The following is a 17,115-nucleotide window of genomic DNA, read 5'->3' as shown; positions in this document are numbered from 1 at the left end:
TACTGTATAAATATGTATTTAATGCTTCTAAACACATAAATTGTTAGCAAATTTTGATATATGATATGAAAAAATTAATTTATTATTTTGGCAGTAATGGTAGTGATGGAAACGCTAGCATGAAGAATATACTTGGTAACAAAGGTGCCGGTCTTGCTGAAATGTCTAACCTAAAACTACCTATTCCTGATGGTTTTACAATAACTACAGAGCTATGTAATTACTTTTATACCCACAATAATAACTTTCCTAAAAATTTTCAAAGCGACTTAAAAAAAGCTATCACCGAACTTGAAATAACTACCGGTAAAATTTTCGGCAGTACAAGCAATCCTTTGTTATTATCGGTGCGTTCGGGCTCTACGATTTCAATGCCTGGAATGATGGATACTATCCTTAATCTTGGAATGAATAACGAAGTGTGTAATGCTCTTGCGGATTCCTGCGGTGATAAACGATTTGCTCTTGATAGTTACAAAAGATTTTTAGAAATGTACGGTTCAACGGTATTATCTATACCTAGTGATCTATTTGCACAAATTTACGAAAAGCACAAGATTCAAGCCGATATTTATAAAGATAGCGATATTACCGTAGAATTATTAGAAAAAATTATTGATGATTTCAAACGGTTGCATATTAAGTATACTAAGCAACTAATTAATGATCCTTATGAACAGTTAGAATCGGCAATTAAAGTGGTGCTACATTCTTGGATGAGTAATAGAGCGGTTATATATAGAAAAATCAATAATATTTCGGAGGATTTCGGTACGGCTATTAATATTCAAGCAATGGTTTTCGGTAATTTAGGTAAAACTTCAGCTACGGGAGTTGCTTTTACTAGATCACCTTCTACAGGAGAAAAAAAGCTCTTTGGAGAGTTTTTAATAAATGCTCAAGGTGAAGACATAGTATCGGGAACTAGAACACCTATGCCTATTATTGCAAATGATTCAAATTCTATGCAAGCAATGATGCCGGAAGTGTTTAAGGAGTTATCACAAATTGCGAAAAAGCTTGAAGAACATTACTTAGATATGCAGGATATAGAATTCACTATAGAAAATAATAAGCTATATATCTTGCAAACACGTACCGCAAAAAGAACAGCCATCGCTGCTATTAATATTGCCGTACAAATGGTAGAAGAAAAGCTTATTTCTAAAGAACAAGCCTTAATGCGAATTGATCCGGAATCATTAAATCAATTATTACATACAAGAATTGATTACAGTAAGGGGCTTACTTCTATTGCCGAGGGGCTACCTGCTTCTCCTGGGGCTGCAACAGGTATTGCAGTATTCTCACCTTATGATGCCGAAAAATTATCTCATCATCATAAAGTAATTTTAGTACGCCATGATACTAGTCCCGAGGATATTAACGGAATGCATGTTTCTTCAGGTATTTTAACTATTAGAGGGGGAATGACTTCACATGCCGCAGTTGTGGCAAGAAGTATGGGGAAGCCTTGTGTTTGCGGCACAAGTAATTTATCTATAGATGAGAAAAAGCAAATATTAACAGCAGGCGACATAGTTATTAAACAAGGTGATATTATAACGATTGACGGAGGTAGTGGTAAAATCTTCTTAGGTGAAATGCCGTTAATTCAACCTACTTTCAGTGAGGAATCAAAATTAATTTTAGATTGGGCAGACGAGATTAGTAGCTTAAAAGTTCGTGCAAATGCCGAAACGGTTAACGATGCTTTAGTATCTATAAAGTTTGGAGCTCAAGGTATAGGTTTGTGTCGTAGCGAACATATGTTTTTTGATAAAAATAAAATTCCTTTAGTAAGGGAAATGATTATTGCTCCTGATATAGAACGGAGAAAGCTTGCTGTGCAGAAATTATTACCTCTGCAAACTGAGGATTTTAAAGCTTTATTCAGAGTAATGAAAGATAAACCAGTAAATATTAGATTACTTGATCCGCCGTTGCATGAGTTTTTACCTACCACCGAAGAAGATAAAAAGAATTTGGCAAATAACTTAAATCTACCTTTATCCATGATTAATCAACGTCTTCATGCTATGCATGAAGTAAATCCTATGCTCGGTCACCGTGGATGTAGACTTGGTATATGTTCGCCGGAAATTTACCAAATGCAAATTGAAGCAATTTTTACAGCTATTTTTGAGCTACATAAAAAAGAACATATAGAATGTAACTTAGAACTAATGATTCCTTTAATTAGCAATGTAGGTGAAATAAAAAAGCTTAAAATGGATATTTATGAGGTAATAGAGGAATTAGAGCAACGTTATAGATATAAATTTTCCTTTACGCTCGGTACTATGATAGAACTACCAAGGGCAGCACTCGGCAGTAAGAAAATAGCTAAGGAAGTTGACTATTTTAGTTTTGGTACTAATGATTTAACTCAGACTACCTACGGAATTTCTAGAGATGATATTGCTTCCTTCCTTCCATATTATTTAGAAGCGAAGATTTTTGAATCCGATCCATTTACTACTCTAGATGAAGAAGGTGTAGGAGAATTAATTGAAATTGCTATAAAACGAGGAAAAAGCAGTAATGCTAATTTGAAACTCGGAGCTTGCGGAGAGCATGCAGGAAACCCTAGCTCTATAGAATTTTTTCACAGAATGAATTTAAACTATGTTTCTTGCTCTCCATACCGAATCCCTATAGCAAGAATTGCCGCAGCACAAGCTAAAATTGAACATGGGTGATAATATATAATCATTGCGAGGAGACACTACCCCGTCATTGCGAGCGGTCGAAGACCGCGTGGTAATCTTGTCAAATATCCTGAGATTGCTTCGTCAAAATTTTCAATTTTTCCTCGCAATGACGGAAAAATTATTTACAAATTAATATGATCATAATATCGATATTAAGCATTTTTGGGTTTTCGTCTTTTTTTGCCAAATATTTCAAAACAAAATTGACTTTCGTTATTCCTGTAACAATCAGCATATTAGTACCGGTTTTATATTGTTTTGCTATGTTAAAGCTATTACCGGCTGCAACATATGTAAGTTATTTCATCGGTATATTTTTAGCTTTCATGTCATTCCTGCATTTCATAGGCGTTGTTACAGGGGGTGGCTCCGCTCCTGTCATCCCGCGACTTGATCGCGGGATCCAATTAAAAATGTTTAGTATTTTTAAGTTATATTTTTGGATACCGTGGTCAAGCCACGGTATGACACCGCACGCATTTCTTGATCTACGTAATAATACCTCCTTCATGTCATTCCTGCGAAAGCAGGAATCTAGAAAAAATATAATTGAAATCATTGTATTTACTTTATTGATTCTTTTATTTTTTCTTTATACCAGAGATGCATCGCTGCATGCTTATGATGATTTCTCACATTGGGGGATATTTACTAAAGAATTGCTATATTTTGGTGTTTTTAAGAATCAGTCTTTGTTAACCTCCATTATTACTACTCATGCCCATTATCCAAGAGGAGCTGCTGTTTATCATTATTTTATGCTGTTACTTTCAGGTTATTCGGACGGTAACGTATTATTTGCTCATTTCTTATTACATTTAGCATTTCTAGCTCCCTTAGCCGCAAATAAGAAATTGTGGCAAACCAGTGTGTTGTTCACACTTTTGCTTTGTAGTGTAGTATTATATACGACCGGAATTCGCTCAATATATAACGATAGTACTATTGGCTTAATGTTCGGAGCTATTTTTGCAATTTATATCCTTGAGGAAGACAAGAAAAAAGCATTATTGCTTATTTTACCTATTACGATATTACTTGCCTCTTTCCGAGAAATTGGAACATGGTTTGCTAGTTTTGCTTCAGTAATTCTTATAGCTCATTATACAATTTTTTATAAAAAACATAAAAAATCAAGTGATTACATTATATATCTAATTCTACTTACCTTACCGATTTTGTGTAATTTTATTTGGATGAGTTATTTTAAAAATACTCATGATTTTTTTGACAGAGGCGAACATAGTTTTAGCAATTTAGTATATATTGCTGAAAATTTTAATGAACAGCATAGATCATTATTACTAAATTACGGTAAATTTCTCTTGTTATTCTTAGTAAAAGAAGGAAGTTTAGTTGTATATACTATTTGTATAGCTGCATGGTACGGAATTCGTAAATATAAACCTGATTTGTTGAAAGAATATAAATTTTTCCTGATAAGTACGTTTGCGTGTTTTATAATTTTTGCTTTGTGGCGGTTATATTTATATTTCTTTAACTTTAGTTATGAGGAGGTAATTAGAGGAGCATCGTTACTTAGATATCTAGGATGCTATGTTATCGGTATCGGAATGATTGCAGCTGCATTAAAAATAGTATTTTCTTAAATAAGCAAAGTAATAAAGAGTTATTTATATTTCTTTTGCTTCTTGCTGTTTCTACGTTTTCCGTAGTAAAAAATATACTAAGAATCAAGCACTTAAACTTAGAACAAAAGAATTTTATCCAGCAAATGACAGAGATTAAAAAGCTATTGGAGCAAAGAAATAAAATTGAATTTAACTTTAGCGGTAAGAAAGATAATTTACAATGTTATATATTAAATTATAATCTAGCACCGTATTTAGGGAAAAAATCTTTACAAGAATGTATAAAAGCTCCTAAAGAAGCGATTATAGAAACAGAGAAAGAAGCAGTATACGCTCCCTTTAAATAGCGTTGAGGATTTGTTGCACAGCTCCTATGTCATTCCAGCAACGGCGGGAATCCAAACTTTTTTGTTGTCATACCGTGGCTTGACCACGGTATCCAAAAAAACAACTAGTATTAGTTGTTTTAATATTTTTACTGGATCCCGCAATCAAGTCGTGGTATGACAGACAATAAAAAACCGGTCTACGCGAGAATAACATAAAACCAATATAGATTTTAACAATAATGGATATAAAATATAATTTAGCTGCCGCTTACCGAATAATGGCGTATTTATCGCTGGATGATCATACTTATACGCATCTATCCGCAAGACCTAAAAATGCCGATTTTTACTATATTTATCCTTTTGGACTAAGGTTTGAAGAAGTAACTACAGAGAATCTTTTAAAAGTTAGTTTAGACGGAAAAATTTTAGAAGGAGAAGAATATCAATATAATAAAACCGGTTACTTTATTCATGGTAGTATATATAAAACACGCTCTGATATTTCTGCCATTTTTCATTATCATACTCCCGCAGCTATTGCCGTTTCTGCTTTAAAATGCGGGCTTTTACCGATCAGTCAATGGGCATTACATTTTTACGATAGAATATCATATCATGATTATAATTCTCTAGTGCTAGATGCTGACAAGCAAAGCACTAGACTTGTTAATGACCTTAAGCAAAATTACGTGATGTTACTTCGTAATCACGGTGCTATTACCTGCGGCAAAACTATCCATGAAGCTATGTTTTAACTTACCATTTAGAACAAGCTTGTAAAACGCAATGTTTGCTAAATTCCACAAAAGAACAAGAGCTTATAATCCCTTCCGTAGAAATATGTAAGCAGACGGTAAAAGACTTATTATCGTTTGAAAAAGATTTAGGCAAACGTGACTGGGAAGCTTGGCTGCGACTTGTGAAAATGTGATTTTTGCTTCTCATCTCCTTCTTGTAGTTTAGCCATACTCCCATATCAGAAAACTAAAAATATCAACTTATTAATTCTAAAGAATAAGGAGGATCTTCATGCCCTATTGTTACCATTCCGCTATGTTCATATACTTTTTGTACTAAGTAGTTATAGTGTCCACTATTTACAGGTAATGTATAAATCTGACCATGATACATGACTAAAGCAGGCCAAAGAGGGTTTTGAGAAACTACGGGAGGATTTGGTACAGTTAATTTACATATTTTACCTTCAAGATTATAATTAATTCCTAGATAAGCGTTATCTTTTGCCTCCATCTTATCGCCGTTAGGACCGCTAAGAACAAACTTAAAATCAAAAGACCAGCCAGGGATTATTTTATCAGGAAGAGAAAGAGATCTATATTCTATAATTGTTATTGGATAATGTTTATTTAATCTAAATTTTATATGTGTTTTTATTGTTTCTTCACGTATTTCACCGTAACATTTATTATGTTCATTCCTGATTTCAGTAGTTTTATAAGGTTTATGATTATTTGAATAAGTTGTAGTAGTAGTTGTTACGGCAGTGGTAGCTCCACTAGTATTGACATTAGTACTAACGTTTTTATTGTTACCGGTGTCAATAAATTCATGAATTTTCTCGCCAAAATCAGACACTTTTTCAATAACGCTTTTTCCTATATATAGCTAGACCATAGTAAATAGGTACAGTTAAATAAACTTTAGTACGTGTTCTACAGCCATACTGATATCTTTGAATTGCCCCGTAACTTTTCTTATTTCGTTCTTAATCTTAAACCAATAATGTTCTATAGGATTTAAGTCTGGGCTATATGTAGGTAAGAATAAAATTCTGCACCCAACCGACTCGATTAATTCTCTTATTATATTATTCTTATGGAAGTTGATATTATCCATAATTACTGTTTGTCCAGGATGTAATTCTTTAGTTAATATAGTCTCTACATAGGTTGTAAATATTTCTTTATTACAATTTCCTTCAAATATTACTGGCGCTATAATTTGATTATTACGAAGCCCCGCTATCATACTGATCCTGGATTTATGTTGATACACTTTGTTTCCATAACATCTAGTACCTTTTATACTCCATCCATATTCTCTACAAGCATTATCTTCTATTCCTGACTCATCAATGAATACTAGAGTTTCTTTAGAAATTTGCTGTATCTTTTCTATAAATTCATTCCTTAAACCAATATCCCTTCTGGGATGAAGATGACTTTTTTTTATAAGTGTACCCTAGTAGTTTTCTATAGTAATTTATTCTAGTTCTTTGTAATCTATTACCTAGTATAATACTTAATTCTTTAGCTGTTTTATCATGATTATTGATAATTAATTCTTCAAATTCTTTGAGATTTATTTTTGCATTATAACCCTTTGCTGGACCATAAGGTTTTGCTTTTATATCTCCTGTTTCCCATTTAAGAGTTTTCCATCTATATATAGTGTTACGACCTATATTGAATATTTTACATGCTTTAACAATTGAGAGCCCATCATCTAGAGCTTTGAATAGTTTCATTCTTAAATCGTAACTGTAACTGCTTGCCATAATTTATTTATTATCATTTATAACATATATATTAGCATAGTATGTACCTATTTACTATGGTCTAGCTATACTTTATAGTTCCTCTATGTCCATAATACTCTATTTTATCTTGTAATGTTAAATGAATTTTAAAAATATCAAGCAAATACGCTCTAAGAAATGGACGAAAAGCTTCTAAAACTGTATCCTTATATAATACAGTATCATTAGAAGTATTTGTTGCATTAGATTTACATATATTAGCAAATCGCTCGGCTTTATTTAAAAGATTTTGAGAATATTTTGGATTATTTTGTAAAAATTCAGCAAGGTCAAAAGTTTCATCATTTTGTCCTTCCATATATCGCGTACATATTTCGCTACCTAAGTTTTTTCCTACAGCTATAAATAACTTTATTTTATCTATAGATTTAGTTTGTCACCAAAACCGTTATAACAAAGATATGCTAGAAGTGTTGCGGCGTCGGCAATTCCGAATACTAAAGTCTTTTGTAAATCTTTAATTGTCTGTTTTGCAAATGGTATATTTTCTAATGAATTATTGTATAAATTGCGAGGTGTTCTAAGTATTCCTTTTTCTTGTGATATATAGCATTCTTCCGGATATTGATTAGATATATTCGGTTGTTGTTGATACATAAAATATTTCCTCCATATTTATTAATAAAAAATAAATTTTAAGAATTAATTAATGCCTACAACCGCTACCGTGAATATGTGGAGGATGGAGTTTTATATGCTTTAGCATCTTTTTAAGTAGTGTATCACGCTTAAGTTTTGATAAATAATCTAAGAAAGTTTTGCCGTTTAATAATCTATTTCATGCTGAATTACAGTTGCTAAAAAGCCTTCTGCTGCTAGTTCTTGCTTATTACCGTTATAATCAAGATACTTTACCTTGATTGCTTTTGATCGTGTAATAGATGCTTCAATGCCTGGAAACGATAAAGAACCCTCAATAAAAGTTTGTTTTTCTTCCGAAAAATAAGTTATTTCCGGATTAATAAAAACTATAGGCGATGATTTATTATTTTCATGTAGGTCAACTACCGCTATACGCTTTAATATTCCTACCATATTAGCACCCAAGCCCACTGCCCTTTCTATATGTAAAGTCTGAAGCGTTTTATCAACAATAGTACGAATATTATCATCAACAATGTCTATATATTCTGCTTGTTTTTTAAAAATATCGTTTGGTGCATAAACTATTTGATAGTAATGTTTCTCTTGATTCATTAATATACTCCGGATAAATGAAGAGTTATTTTTGCATTGCTAAATAAAGATAGATATCGTTATTGCGAGCGAGCATTGTTGCGTGTATCAGTTTTTCCAGTGTCATCCCGCGACTTGATCGCGGGATCCAGTTTAAAATACTAAGATTATTAGTATTTTAATTTTTCTGGACCCCGTGGTCAAGCCACGGTATGACACCCAGTGCGTTTTTCGATCCATGCAACAACGCCTCCTTGCAATGACGTAGCTTTTTCAAACCATCAATATTTATTTAGTAATACCATTATTTAATTATGATAGCTGATAATATGTTCTGATTATAAGGTTCTTGCAAATGATATAAGCATCTTTTACTTGGATATTTTAACGGATTTGTGTAAGTATCTTCAGCAATATTTTTTATATCTTTGACGCCTGCTTCTTTAAGTTTTAACTCTACAAAAGCCGGTAAATCAAACATATAATGATTTTCTTTTATAGAGTTTATAAAAAACTGTTTATTGTTAATATCCTTACTTAAGAAAGCTTTATAATATTCATCATCAACTTCATATGAACTTTGAGCTATAGCAGGACCTATCACTGCTATTAAATTCTTTGCTCCTTTTTCTGTCATTTTAGTAACTATATTACTAATAATATTATTTATACTTCCTTTCCAACCTGCATGTGCCGCTCCGATTATTTTACCGTCGCCGCTTGCAAGTAATACCGGTACACAATCTGCCGATTGTACCGCTAATACTAAATTTTTCTTAGTTGTAATGCTTCCATCTGCCTCAGGTACGGCAATTATGAACTCATCAGCATTAACAATTTGATTGCCATGTACTTGGTTTAAAATTAAAATATCTTGTGCTTTAAAATAAGTAGTAATAGATTTTTTGTTTTCAACTATTTCTGTTTCATTTATAGAGTTATTTTTTTTTATATATCTATGACTAGAATTATTGAATGTTTTATCAAAAATTTTATAATAAACTGATCCGTTTATTAATCCTTCCATGAAAATACCCCATATTAATTATAATAGTTTTATTAATACTTTATCCGGTCGTTTACAAAAAAATAAACAGCTGGAAAAAATAATAGCACAATTTCATCAAGACTATAACCTAATCCCTATTATCGGCGTAGAAATAGAGTTTTATTTAAGCCACAATATTGATATAGCTAAATTTGAAATACTTTCAAGAAAATACTTAGCTAGATTTAAAATTTCTAAAATAAAAAAAGAAAAAGGCAATAACCAATTTGAAATAGATCTCCCTCCTTCTGTAAACTTAATACAATATATAAAAAATATATTAGAGGTTAAAACTATTTTAAAAAAAATGGCACAGCAGTTAAACGGTTATATAGATTTTTCTCCTAAGCCGTTTTTGGATGATTATGGTAATAGTATGCATTTTCATATTAATTTTAATTCCGATTTCAATGATTATTATATAATTTTAGCAGCACAAGGGCTATGTCACTATATGTTAGACACCCTACTCGCTTTTATGCCGACTACTCTAGATTATTCACGGATAAATAAAAAATTTATGGCTCCTACACATATATCGTACGGTGGAAATAATAGAAGCGTAGCCGTAAGAATTCCAAATTCTTTTCCAAAACGTTTAGAACATCGCTTATCTTCCCCCGAAACCGATCCGTATATAGCAATTTTTACTATTTTAAAATCAATATTATTGGCTTTAAAATCTCCAAATTCGCTCCAAAAAATAGAAAAAATTTATGGGAACGCTTTCGATCCGCAATATAATTTAACTCCATTACCTACATCATCTCAGGATAGCTTTATGTTATTTAAACCAGAGTTTTTTAAATAATTTGTATTTTGTTCACAAAACCTAAAAACTAAAAAATAATTGTTTTTTTTACAACTAAAATAAAGATTGATATAAAGTTTTAAATATAAAACTGCCGAAATTGTTTCAATTAATTATTTTATTTTTGTAAAACTAAATACTTATGAAGTGCTTTAAGCCGCACTTCACTCTATATTTTCATAATTTTTCATTAGATAATTAAATTCCGCACCATAGATAAATATCATATTTATAATATAGAAGAATATTAATGTAACTATTATACTACCAAGGGAACCATACATTAGATTTAATTGATTATAGTAGACTATATAAGTTGAAAGCAAATAGCCGCTTATTATCCATAATATCACAGTTAATAAAGCCCCTGGGAATACATCAATAAAATTTAGTTTTACATTAGGTAATATATAATACAAAGACGAGGCACCTAAAAATAATAAAATTAAAATTAAAGAATATCTTATAAAATTTAAAATGATCTTATATTTTTCAATGGTCTCTAATATTATCGGAATTTTTGTAAATAATATTGGAATCACCACCAAAAGAAACATAGTAAAGGTAATCAAGGCACTAATTATAAGAAACTGTATAATACTAAGTAATCTTCTTCTTATATAAGGGGGGGGAGATTTTATTTGATATACACGATTTAAAATAGTCCTTAAACATTCTACAAAAGAAGAAGCAGTCCAAATACTGCCTACTATGGCAAGATTCATTAAACTTTGAGGAGGAGCACTTAGTAATTCTCGTATTCTCTTTTCTATTGATTCCGTCGCTTGCTCCGGAAGACTCTCTAGAAAAATTTGTATAAAATTTTGACCAAGTTCTGAAGCTCCTAAAAAGCTTGTTAAAGCTAATAAAAATACTAGGAAAGGGAAAATAGATAAAAGTATCATGAATGACATATATCCCGAATGTTCAACGCCATCATCTTCTATTGTTCTAAATAAGGCTACGTAAAGACAATTAAAAATTTTTCTCATTACTTTAATCCTTGATTTGAAATATTAATATAGAAATGAAATTTTCCCTTGCATTAATTTTATATTTTTCTATAATACACCAAAATTTTATTTTTTTTATAAATTGTAATTTATGCTTCAGTAAATAAGTTTTTAAAACATAAGATATTCATATTTTATCTTTAAAATAATTTTAAAGTTCTTATGATATTTTTATTTGATAAGAAATAATTTTGCACGATTCTTTAATAATTATTTACCAAATGATTACAAAAAACTTAAAAAATATTATTTTATAGTTGCTTATAATATTAATTTATGGTATTATTTCTACTTACAATTGGATAAGTTTAATGGTATTAAATTATTAATACCACATGTTTTATAATAATATAGGATAATATCATTTTTGTTCAAAGAAAATTTTTAAATATAGATATAATTAGTAACCAAGGAGAAGATAATGGGTAGAAAAAACGATATTATACAAAAAATCGATAGTTTTATCGGCAAGAAAATTTATTCTTTAAGACTCGCTAAGGGGCTGTCTCGTCAACAACTTGCTGAAGTAATTGATGTTACTCATCAACAATTACAAAAATACGAAAAAGCAATTAATAGAATTTCTGTAGGAAGGCTAGTACTAATCGCAGAAGCTTTAGATAGGAATATTGATTATTTCTTTGAAGGTTTAGAAGAAGCTAATAAACCGCAGCCCGTACATACTCAACATCAACGTATGTGCATTGAAGTTTCAAGAAATTTTATGAAAATTAATAGCACGGAAGAACAACAAGCCGTTAATAATTTAGTAAAATGTTTAGCTGGAAAAGAAAAACTAAAAACTAATGCATAAAGGCAAGCTGCCATCCTGATTATGTTTTGATATCATTTATGTCATCCCCGCGGAAGCGGGAATCTGGAAAAATAACTTTAATATTGATACAGAAGTTACATATTTGATAAAATAAACATATAAAAAACTTATTTTTTATATGTTTTACTAGATTCCCGCTTCCGCGGGGATGACATAAATGATATCAAAACATAATCAGGATGGCAGCTTGCCTTTATAATATACAGAATACAAATCTTGATCAGCGTTGTGGAGGAGAAGAATCTCTTTTAATAGGTGTTGATTTATTTAAATTTTTCGACTGAATGCTATCTCTTGCATTCATTAATGCTCCCATAATTTTTATATTATCTTTGATATTAACTCTATCTCTTTCTACTACCATTTTAGCTTTTTCAATATCCGGCTCATCTTTACTTATAGGTTTTAATTCAGACTGTCCTGATACTACCCTTACATCTTTCGTTTTAACACTACGGTTTTCAACTGCGTCTGCTCGTTTTTGTGCCTGTTCTTGTAATAACTTATCTATAGTTTGTAAACGTACCTCTTTAGATAAAGTTTTATCATCAATTAAATTAGCTTTAATGAAACTTTGCTGTTCTTCAGTAGAAGATTTAGTACCAAATTCCTTTACCAGCTCATCTACTTTTTTTGTTGATTCAGCTCTTTTTTCTTCGAGAGTTTTAAGATTACCATCTGGAGAAAGCATAGCACGAAAATTATTGACTTTCTCAACTGCAAGCTTAGAGATATCATTTAATATATTTGAAGTTTTTTTCACAACTTCTTCTTTTGAGACTTCACGTTTTTCAGGATGAGCATCTAAAACAGGGGTAATAACATTTTTTAATGCATTAGCTACATCTTGGGCTTTGTTATATATATCATCGCGAGGCTTGGGTTCTTCTATATTCTGTCCTTTTAACCCTTCAGTTAAATTTTGAGTTTCTCTATCTAAAGCTGCCTCACTCGCTGCATCTTTAGCTTTTTTAAGTGCTTCTTTCTCAGAGTTATTAATATTACTATTATCGATCCCGCTAGAAACTGCCTTAGTTATTTCAGGACCTCCTTTGCCTTCATAAATACCGTCTACTAATCCTTTAGTCATTAGCTCTCTATCAGGTAAATCAGTCTTACTTTCTGCAATACCTTTTTCCGCTGATGCAATAATAAGTGCTTTACCCGGTAAGGATAAAGAGGTATCACTATGAGTAGCTATAGTCTCGCCTACCCCTTTAACAATCTCTGCTTTGTCTTTAGCTTCAAGCGAGCTTCCTGCAACTGTGTTAGTAATTCCTTCAATTATTTCACTTTTTACCTCTACTTTAGCCGGACTATTTAAAACATTAGATGTAATGGCTTGTATGTTTGTTGTTTTTAATTCAGTATTACTTAAAGGATCAAATAAAATATCATTTACTTTTTTTATTGTATCTTTTTTAGTTTGTTCCGCCGTAATCTTATCTAAATTCTGTTGCATCAATTGTTGTTGTTCCGGGCTGAGAACTTGGGCTTCTACACCTTTCTTTAATACAGAACCTAATAATTTTTGTTTTTCCGCATTGCTTAATTCAGAGGCATTAACCTTATCACCTACTGCTATAAGCATTGTCCCTTTATCTTCAGTAGAAAGGTTACTTTTTATTGCAGCATCCGTAATACCGTCAATTGCCGCAGCTCTACTTGCATCATCTTTAAGACTTAAACCGACATCTACTGCCTTTTCTAACATCTGCTGTTTTTGCTTCGGTTCAAGATTCTCTGAATTTAAAGCGATAGCTACTGTAGCTTCAAGCATTTTTGATTTTTCTAGGTCTGGGGTATTCTGATCATTTTTTATGGTTTCTAATACCGCATTTACTCCAGCTACTTTTGTGTCCGGTGTGAGGTCGTTATTATTGACCGTATTTTCAGTTAAAGCAATGATATTAGCCTGCTTTTCAGCAATATCACTTTTCTCATTATTAAGAATTACCGTGGCTGCTTCTTTAATTAAATCAATTTGTTTATTGCCGTCAGTTTCTTTTGTTAAACCTGCATTTACATAATTTAATAAATCTTGCATGCTGCCTGATAAAGCTGTAGCTGCATTAAGGAGGTTTGGATTCACTTGTTGCGACTGTGGCATCTGTGTAGTTTGAGTAGGCGTAGGCGTTTCAATAGATGACTGTAATCCTTGATTTAGATTTATTGTAGGTTCGTTTGTTTCTAGTGCCTTACTTTGCCCTTGTCCTATTATAAGATCTTCGGCTTGTGATAAGTCAACGCTCTGCCCTTGGTTTAGTTCTACCTCTTTCACCATTTCTTTATATTTACCGCGTGTTACCGCAAGTGTATAAATTTCTCCACCATGCTCTATATAAGCTATTGCGTCATCTCCGGTTCCAGCAAATTTTAAAGGTTTCGGTGAGCTTATTTCTTTAAGTTGAGGTTTACCGTTTGGTCCTTCTTCGTAGTGGGCAGTGAAATATACGGCTTTATCTTTGGAGGGCTTTGTGCCATCAGCTTTTAATGCTACCATCGATAAATGCATTGACCCATCGGCTTTATCAAGTTTTATAGGAAAATCTATTTCTCTATATGAGCTGATCTGAACCTGAGTACCGTCTTGTTTAGCTACAGTAAAAGGCTTAGTTTTAACAGTTGTTTCATTTAAGGTACAGAGTTCATCACCTGCATCATTTTTAACTACTGTTGCTCTAAGATCGCTTGCACTTACTTGATTTTTCCACTGTACCGGCTTAAATCCACCAGGGTATCCACTAGCGGCACTAAATGTATTATGAACATTTTTATAGCCGGCTATTTCTATTAATTCTAATTTCTTTTTAAGCTCAGGATTTTCTAAAGCCTTATCAATAAATTTTCTATTAGCCGGATTACCGAAAAAAGCATTTAATGTTTTATCTTTTTCTTCTTCTATTTCTTTTCTTTTTTGTTCAGCTAAATCACGGTCTGCAAAGGCTGCCAGGTCCTTTAATATTTGTTCTATTAAATTATCTTTTTGCGGTTGTATAATTGTTTCTCTTACAACCTTGGTTATTGGGTCTGATGTCTGACCGTCAGGAGAGATATTGTCCAATAAAGCACTAATTGAAGGGGTAGATTGAGCAGAAGATGCAGAAGTAACGATAAAACCATCGTCAGCTGCATCTAGTGTAGGTTGAGCGGGAGCAGCTTGTTCTTGTTTTTTTTCATCTATATCGGATTCATATCTTTCATCATTTTCATATCCAGTATTATCTTTACTCATAAAACCTCTAATTTAACCAAAAATTAATTAGCACAAATTTTCCGCTGTCACCCCGTGACTTGACCACGGGGTGACACCAAAAAGACCGATCCATGCAAGTACTACATCTTTTTCACAGTTTGTGTTATACTGTCAAAGATAGTATATAGAGATTTTAGTAATATCAAGAAAAAACTTGATATTATTATTGAGAAAATTTAATAGAATTTTTATATTCTTTATTGAGTTCTTTAGTTGCCCAAAGCCAAGTTAAGCAAGTAATTATAAATATAATCATTAAACAGATGGAAATAGATTGATAACTAGCGGAAGGTAATATTATAAATACCAATGATTGTAAAAATGCACTACCGGATTTACCGAGTTTTGTACCTATCACGTCGGCAGCAGCTTTACCTTTTATTTTTATTTCCGGATCTAAAGGAACATAGGCCATTTCTTTTGTTGAATCAAATAAGGTATATTTGCTTGATTTACTAAGCACATTTTGAATAGCACCTATTGTTATAGCAATTAAAGCAGGATCGGTTAGGATAAAATTTGCTATTATTAAGCCGGCAAATCCTTCAAAATTATTAACGGCAAAAAATAATATACCGGTAATAAAAACTATTAAAGGTGTGATAACAGCTGCCGTAAACCAGCCAAGTCTTCTAACTATATTTGAACCAAGTACGACAAATAAAATAGTAAATACTCCGGTATAGCTCAAATAACTTCCTATAAAAGCTGCATATTCGGTTGGAGTTTTATAAATTTTAGTAGCTGCTGCTTTCCAAGGACCTTCTACTAAATTAATGGCAATGCCATAGCAGATAAGCAAAGTTGCAATTAATCTAATATGTCTTGACGATAGAATCATTTGAAAACTTTCGGCAATAGTCATAGATTTTTTCTTTGCTTTAAACCTGAGTAACGCCATATGCTCTTTGTCTAGTACTTTATGATTAAGCAGCCAAAAAGTTTTAATAGCTATTATACCTAAAATTAATACTATAGTTAGTATAATTTGTATAGAAAGTGTATGAAAAGACGATTGCAATGCAAATTTATTAGTTACGTAATCATTAATATTACTTAGATTTTCTAAAAACTGCCCTGCTAAATAAATACCTGTTTGACTAAGTAAACCGAATAACGGATAAAATCTTTTAGATTCTTCCACTGTAGTAATATTATTAACAAACTGCCAAAAAAGTAATGCAAAAACTACGTTTGGCCATAATTCGGCTATTATATAAAATAGTGAAAAACTCCATTTTGATAAAAGCAGTATAAACCATTTTAAATTAGGTAAACTTGCCGTTAAATTTTGAATGTTTACAGGGCTTAAATGCAGCATTTCATGATTTGGAAAAATAACGTAGGCAAATAAAGCAAAGAATGTTAAAAAAATTGATATAATAAGATAAAATATATTTTCTGCTTTCATCCTATTAACAAGCTTTACATAGATAGCAGTCATTAAGAAAGCTGACGGCATCACTCCCCAAAACTTCAAAAACGAGATAGTCTCGGCGCCTATCATAGTAGTAACAATACTATCTTTTAAAGCTCTAATTAGATTTTGGATAAATAAAATACAGAACATTAATAAGGTGATGAATAAAAATTTAGAAACTTCGTGGCGTTTTATAGGCCAGATATAATCGGTAAGTTTAGAAAGACAGGTATTGATTTTAGAGGAAGAATTTTCTATATTATTGGGGTTAATCGTCATTATTTGGTCTAACCTATCATGTAATTGGAGCTTTGTTGTATGAACTGCATGTCATTCCCGCGAAAGCGGGAATCCAGTA

The 17,115-nt window shown here is 31.7% G+C and carries 13 protein-coding genes and 3 pseudogenes; 6 read left to right on the top strand and 10 right to left on the bottom strand.

The annotated features are described in order from the left end of the window. Positions 1 to 65: 65 nt before the first annotated feature. Positions 66 to 2,702, top strand: coding sequence for a pyruvate, phosphate dikinase (ppdK, locus tag REIP_RS05010; protein ID WP_045803974.1), 2,637 nt, complete (start codon positions 66 to 68; stop codon positions 2,700 to 2,702). Positions 2,703 to 2,832: 130 nt separating this feature from the next. Here ppdK and REIP_RS13445 read toward each other — a convergent pair whose 3' ends face one another. Next, complete coding sequence (locus REIP_RS13445; protein WP_156147428.1) at positions 2,833 to 2,949, bottom strand: pyruvate phosphate dikinase; 117 nt, start codon at positions 2,947 to 2,949, stop codon at positions 2,833 to 2,835. 28 nt (positions 2,950 to 2,977) lie between these two features. Here REIP_RS13445 and REIP_RS05005 point away from each other — a divergent pair. The 3 genes and pseudogenes from REIP_RS05005 (at position 2,978) to REIP_RS05000 (ending at position 5,569) form a co-directional block, all read left to right on the top strand. Further along, positions 2,978 to 4,653, top strand: a pseudogene (locus REIP_RS05005) (hypothetical protein). Between the two features lie 13 nt (positions 4,654 to 4,666). Then, positions 4,667 to 4,813, top strand: a complete 147-nt coding sequence (locus tag REIP_RS13680; RefSeq protein ID WP_410525691.1) for a hypothetical protein — start codon at positions 4,667 to 4,669, stop codon at positions 4,811 to 4,813. Between the two features lie 61 nt (positions 4,814 to 4,874). Further along, positions 4,875 to 5,569 (top strand): annotated as a pseudogene (locus tag REIP_RS05000) (class II aldolase/adducin family protein). Between the two features lie 62 nt (positions 5,570 to 5,631). Here REIP_RS05000 and REIP_RS04995 read toward each other — a convergent pair. The 6 genes and pseudogenes from REIP_RS04995 to pgeF all read right to left on the bottom strand — a co-directional run bounded on the left by REIP_RS04995 (position 5,632) and on the right by pgeF (position 9,401). Further along, the gene (locus tag REIP_RS04995; RefSeq protein WP_045803973.1) at positions 5,632 to 6,234 is read right to left on the bottom strand and encodes a Sca4 family protein; all 603 of its coding nucleotides are present in this window, start codon (positions 6,232 to 6,234) and stop codon (positions 5,632 to 5,634) included. A gap of 54 nt (positions 6,235 to 6,288) precedes the next feature. Beyond that, positions 6,289 to 7,156, bottom strand: a protein-coding gene (locus REIP_RS09610; RefSeq protein ID WP_156147374.1) for an IS630 family transposase whose coding sequence is annotated in 2 segments (ribosomal slippage) — positions 6,289 to 6,828 and positions 6,830 to 7,156 — 867 coding nt in all. Because the reading frame shifts where the segments join, the coding sequence is not laid out codon by codon here. A gap of 61 nt (positions 7,157 to 7,217) precedes the next feature. Next, on the bottom strand, positions 7,218 to 7,496 hold the full coding sequence (locus tag REIP_RS04980; RefSeq protein WP_045803972.1) for a hypothetical protein: 279 nt from the start codon (positions 7,494 to 7,496) through the stop codon (positions 7,218 to 7,220). 62 nt (positions 7,497 to 7,558) lie between these two features. Then, positions 7,559 to 7,795, bottom strand: coding sequence for a hypothetical protein (locus tag REIP_RS04975; protein WP_023508182.1), 237 nt, complete (start codon positions 7,793 to 7,795; stop codon positions 7,559 to 7,561). Between the two features lie 49 nt (positions 7,796 to 7,844). After that, positions 7,845 to 8,395, bottom strand: a pseudogene (gene def / locus REIP_RS04970) (peptide deformylase). A 283-nt stretch (positions 8,396 to 8,678) separates the two neighbouring features. Continuing rightward, positions 8,679 to 9,401 (bottom strand): peptidoglycan editing factor PgeF, encoded by a 723-nt coding sequence (gene pgeF, locus REIP_RS04965; protein WP_045803971.1) that lies wholly within the window; start codon positions 9,399 to 9,401, stop codon positions 8,679 to 8,681. Here pgeF and REIP_RS04960 point away from each other — a divergent pair. Continuing rightward, positions 9,400 to 10,233 (top strand): glutamine synthetase family protein, encoded by an 834-nt coding sequence (locus REIP_RS04960; protein ID WP_023508179.1) that lies wholly within the window; start codon positions 9,400 to 9,402, stop codon positions 10,231 to 10,233. The two genes, pgeF and REIP_RS04960, sit on opposite strands and share 2 nt — an antisense overlap. A 164-nt stretch (positions 10,234 to 10,397) precedes the next feature. On the opposite strand, the gene REIP_RS04955 is transcribed toward REIP_RS04960, so the two are convergent. Further along, positions 10,398 to 11,225, bottom strand: coding sequence for a YihY/virulence factor BrkB family protein (locus REIP_RS04955; RefSeq protein WP_014014351.1), 828 nt, complete (start codon positions 11,223 to 11,225; stop codon positions 10,398 to 10,400). 442 nt (positions 11,226 to 11,667) lie between these two features. On the opposite strand from REIP_RS04955, the gene REIP_RS04950 reads away from it, so the two are divergent. After that, entirely contained in the window at positions 11,668 to 12,060 is a 393-nt protein-coding gene (locus REIP_RS04950; RefSeq protein WP_011271056.1) for a helix-turn-helix domain-containing protein, read from the top strand. Between the two features lie 241 nt (positions 12,061 to 12,301). Here REIP_RS04950 and REIP_RS04945 read toward each other — a convergent pair whose 3' ends face one another. Next, positions 12,302 to 15,316 carry a Sca4 family spreading effector gene (locus tag REIP_RS04945; protein WP_045803970.1) on the bottom strand — a complete coding sequence of 1,005 codons (3,015 nt, stop codon included), beginning with the start codon at positions 15,314 to 15,316 and terminating at the stop codon, positions 12,302 to 12,304. 184 nt (positions 15,317 to 15,500) lie between these two features. Further along, positions 15,501 to 17,036 carry an NTP/NDP exchange transporter Tlc4 gene (gene tlc4 / locus REIP_RS04940; RefSeq protein WP_045803969.1) on the bottom strand — a complete coding sequence of 512 codons (1,536 nt, stop codon included), beginning with the start codon at positions 17,034 to 17,036 and terminating at the stop codon, positions 15,501 to 15,503. Positions 17,037 to 17,115: the final 79 nt, after the last annotated feature.

It is taken from the genome of Rickettsia endosymbiont of Ixodes pacificus (assembly GCF_000965155.1).
Classification (GTDB): Bacteria; Pseudomonadota; Alphaproteobacteria; order Rickettsiales; family Rickettsiaceae; genus Rickettsia; species Rickettsia tamurae.
The sequence above is the reverse complement of the archived record's forward strand: the minus strand, read 5'-3'. Positions and strand labels throughout refer to the sequence as shown.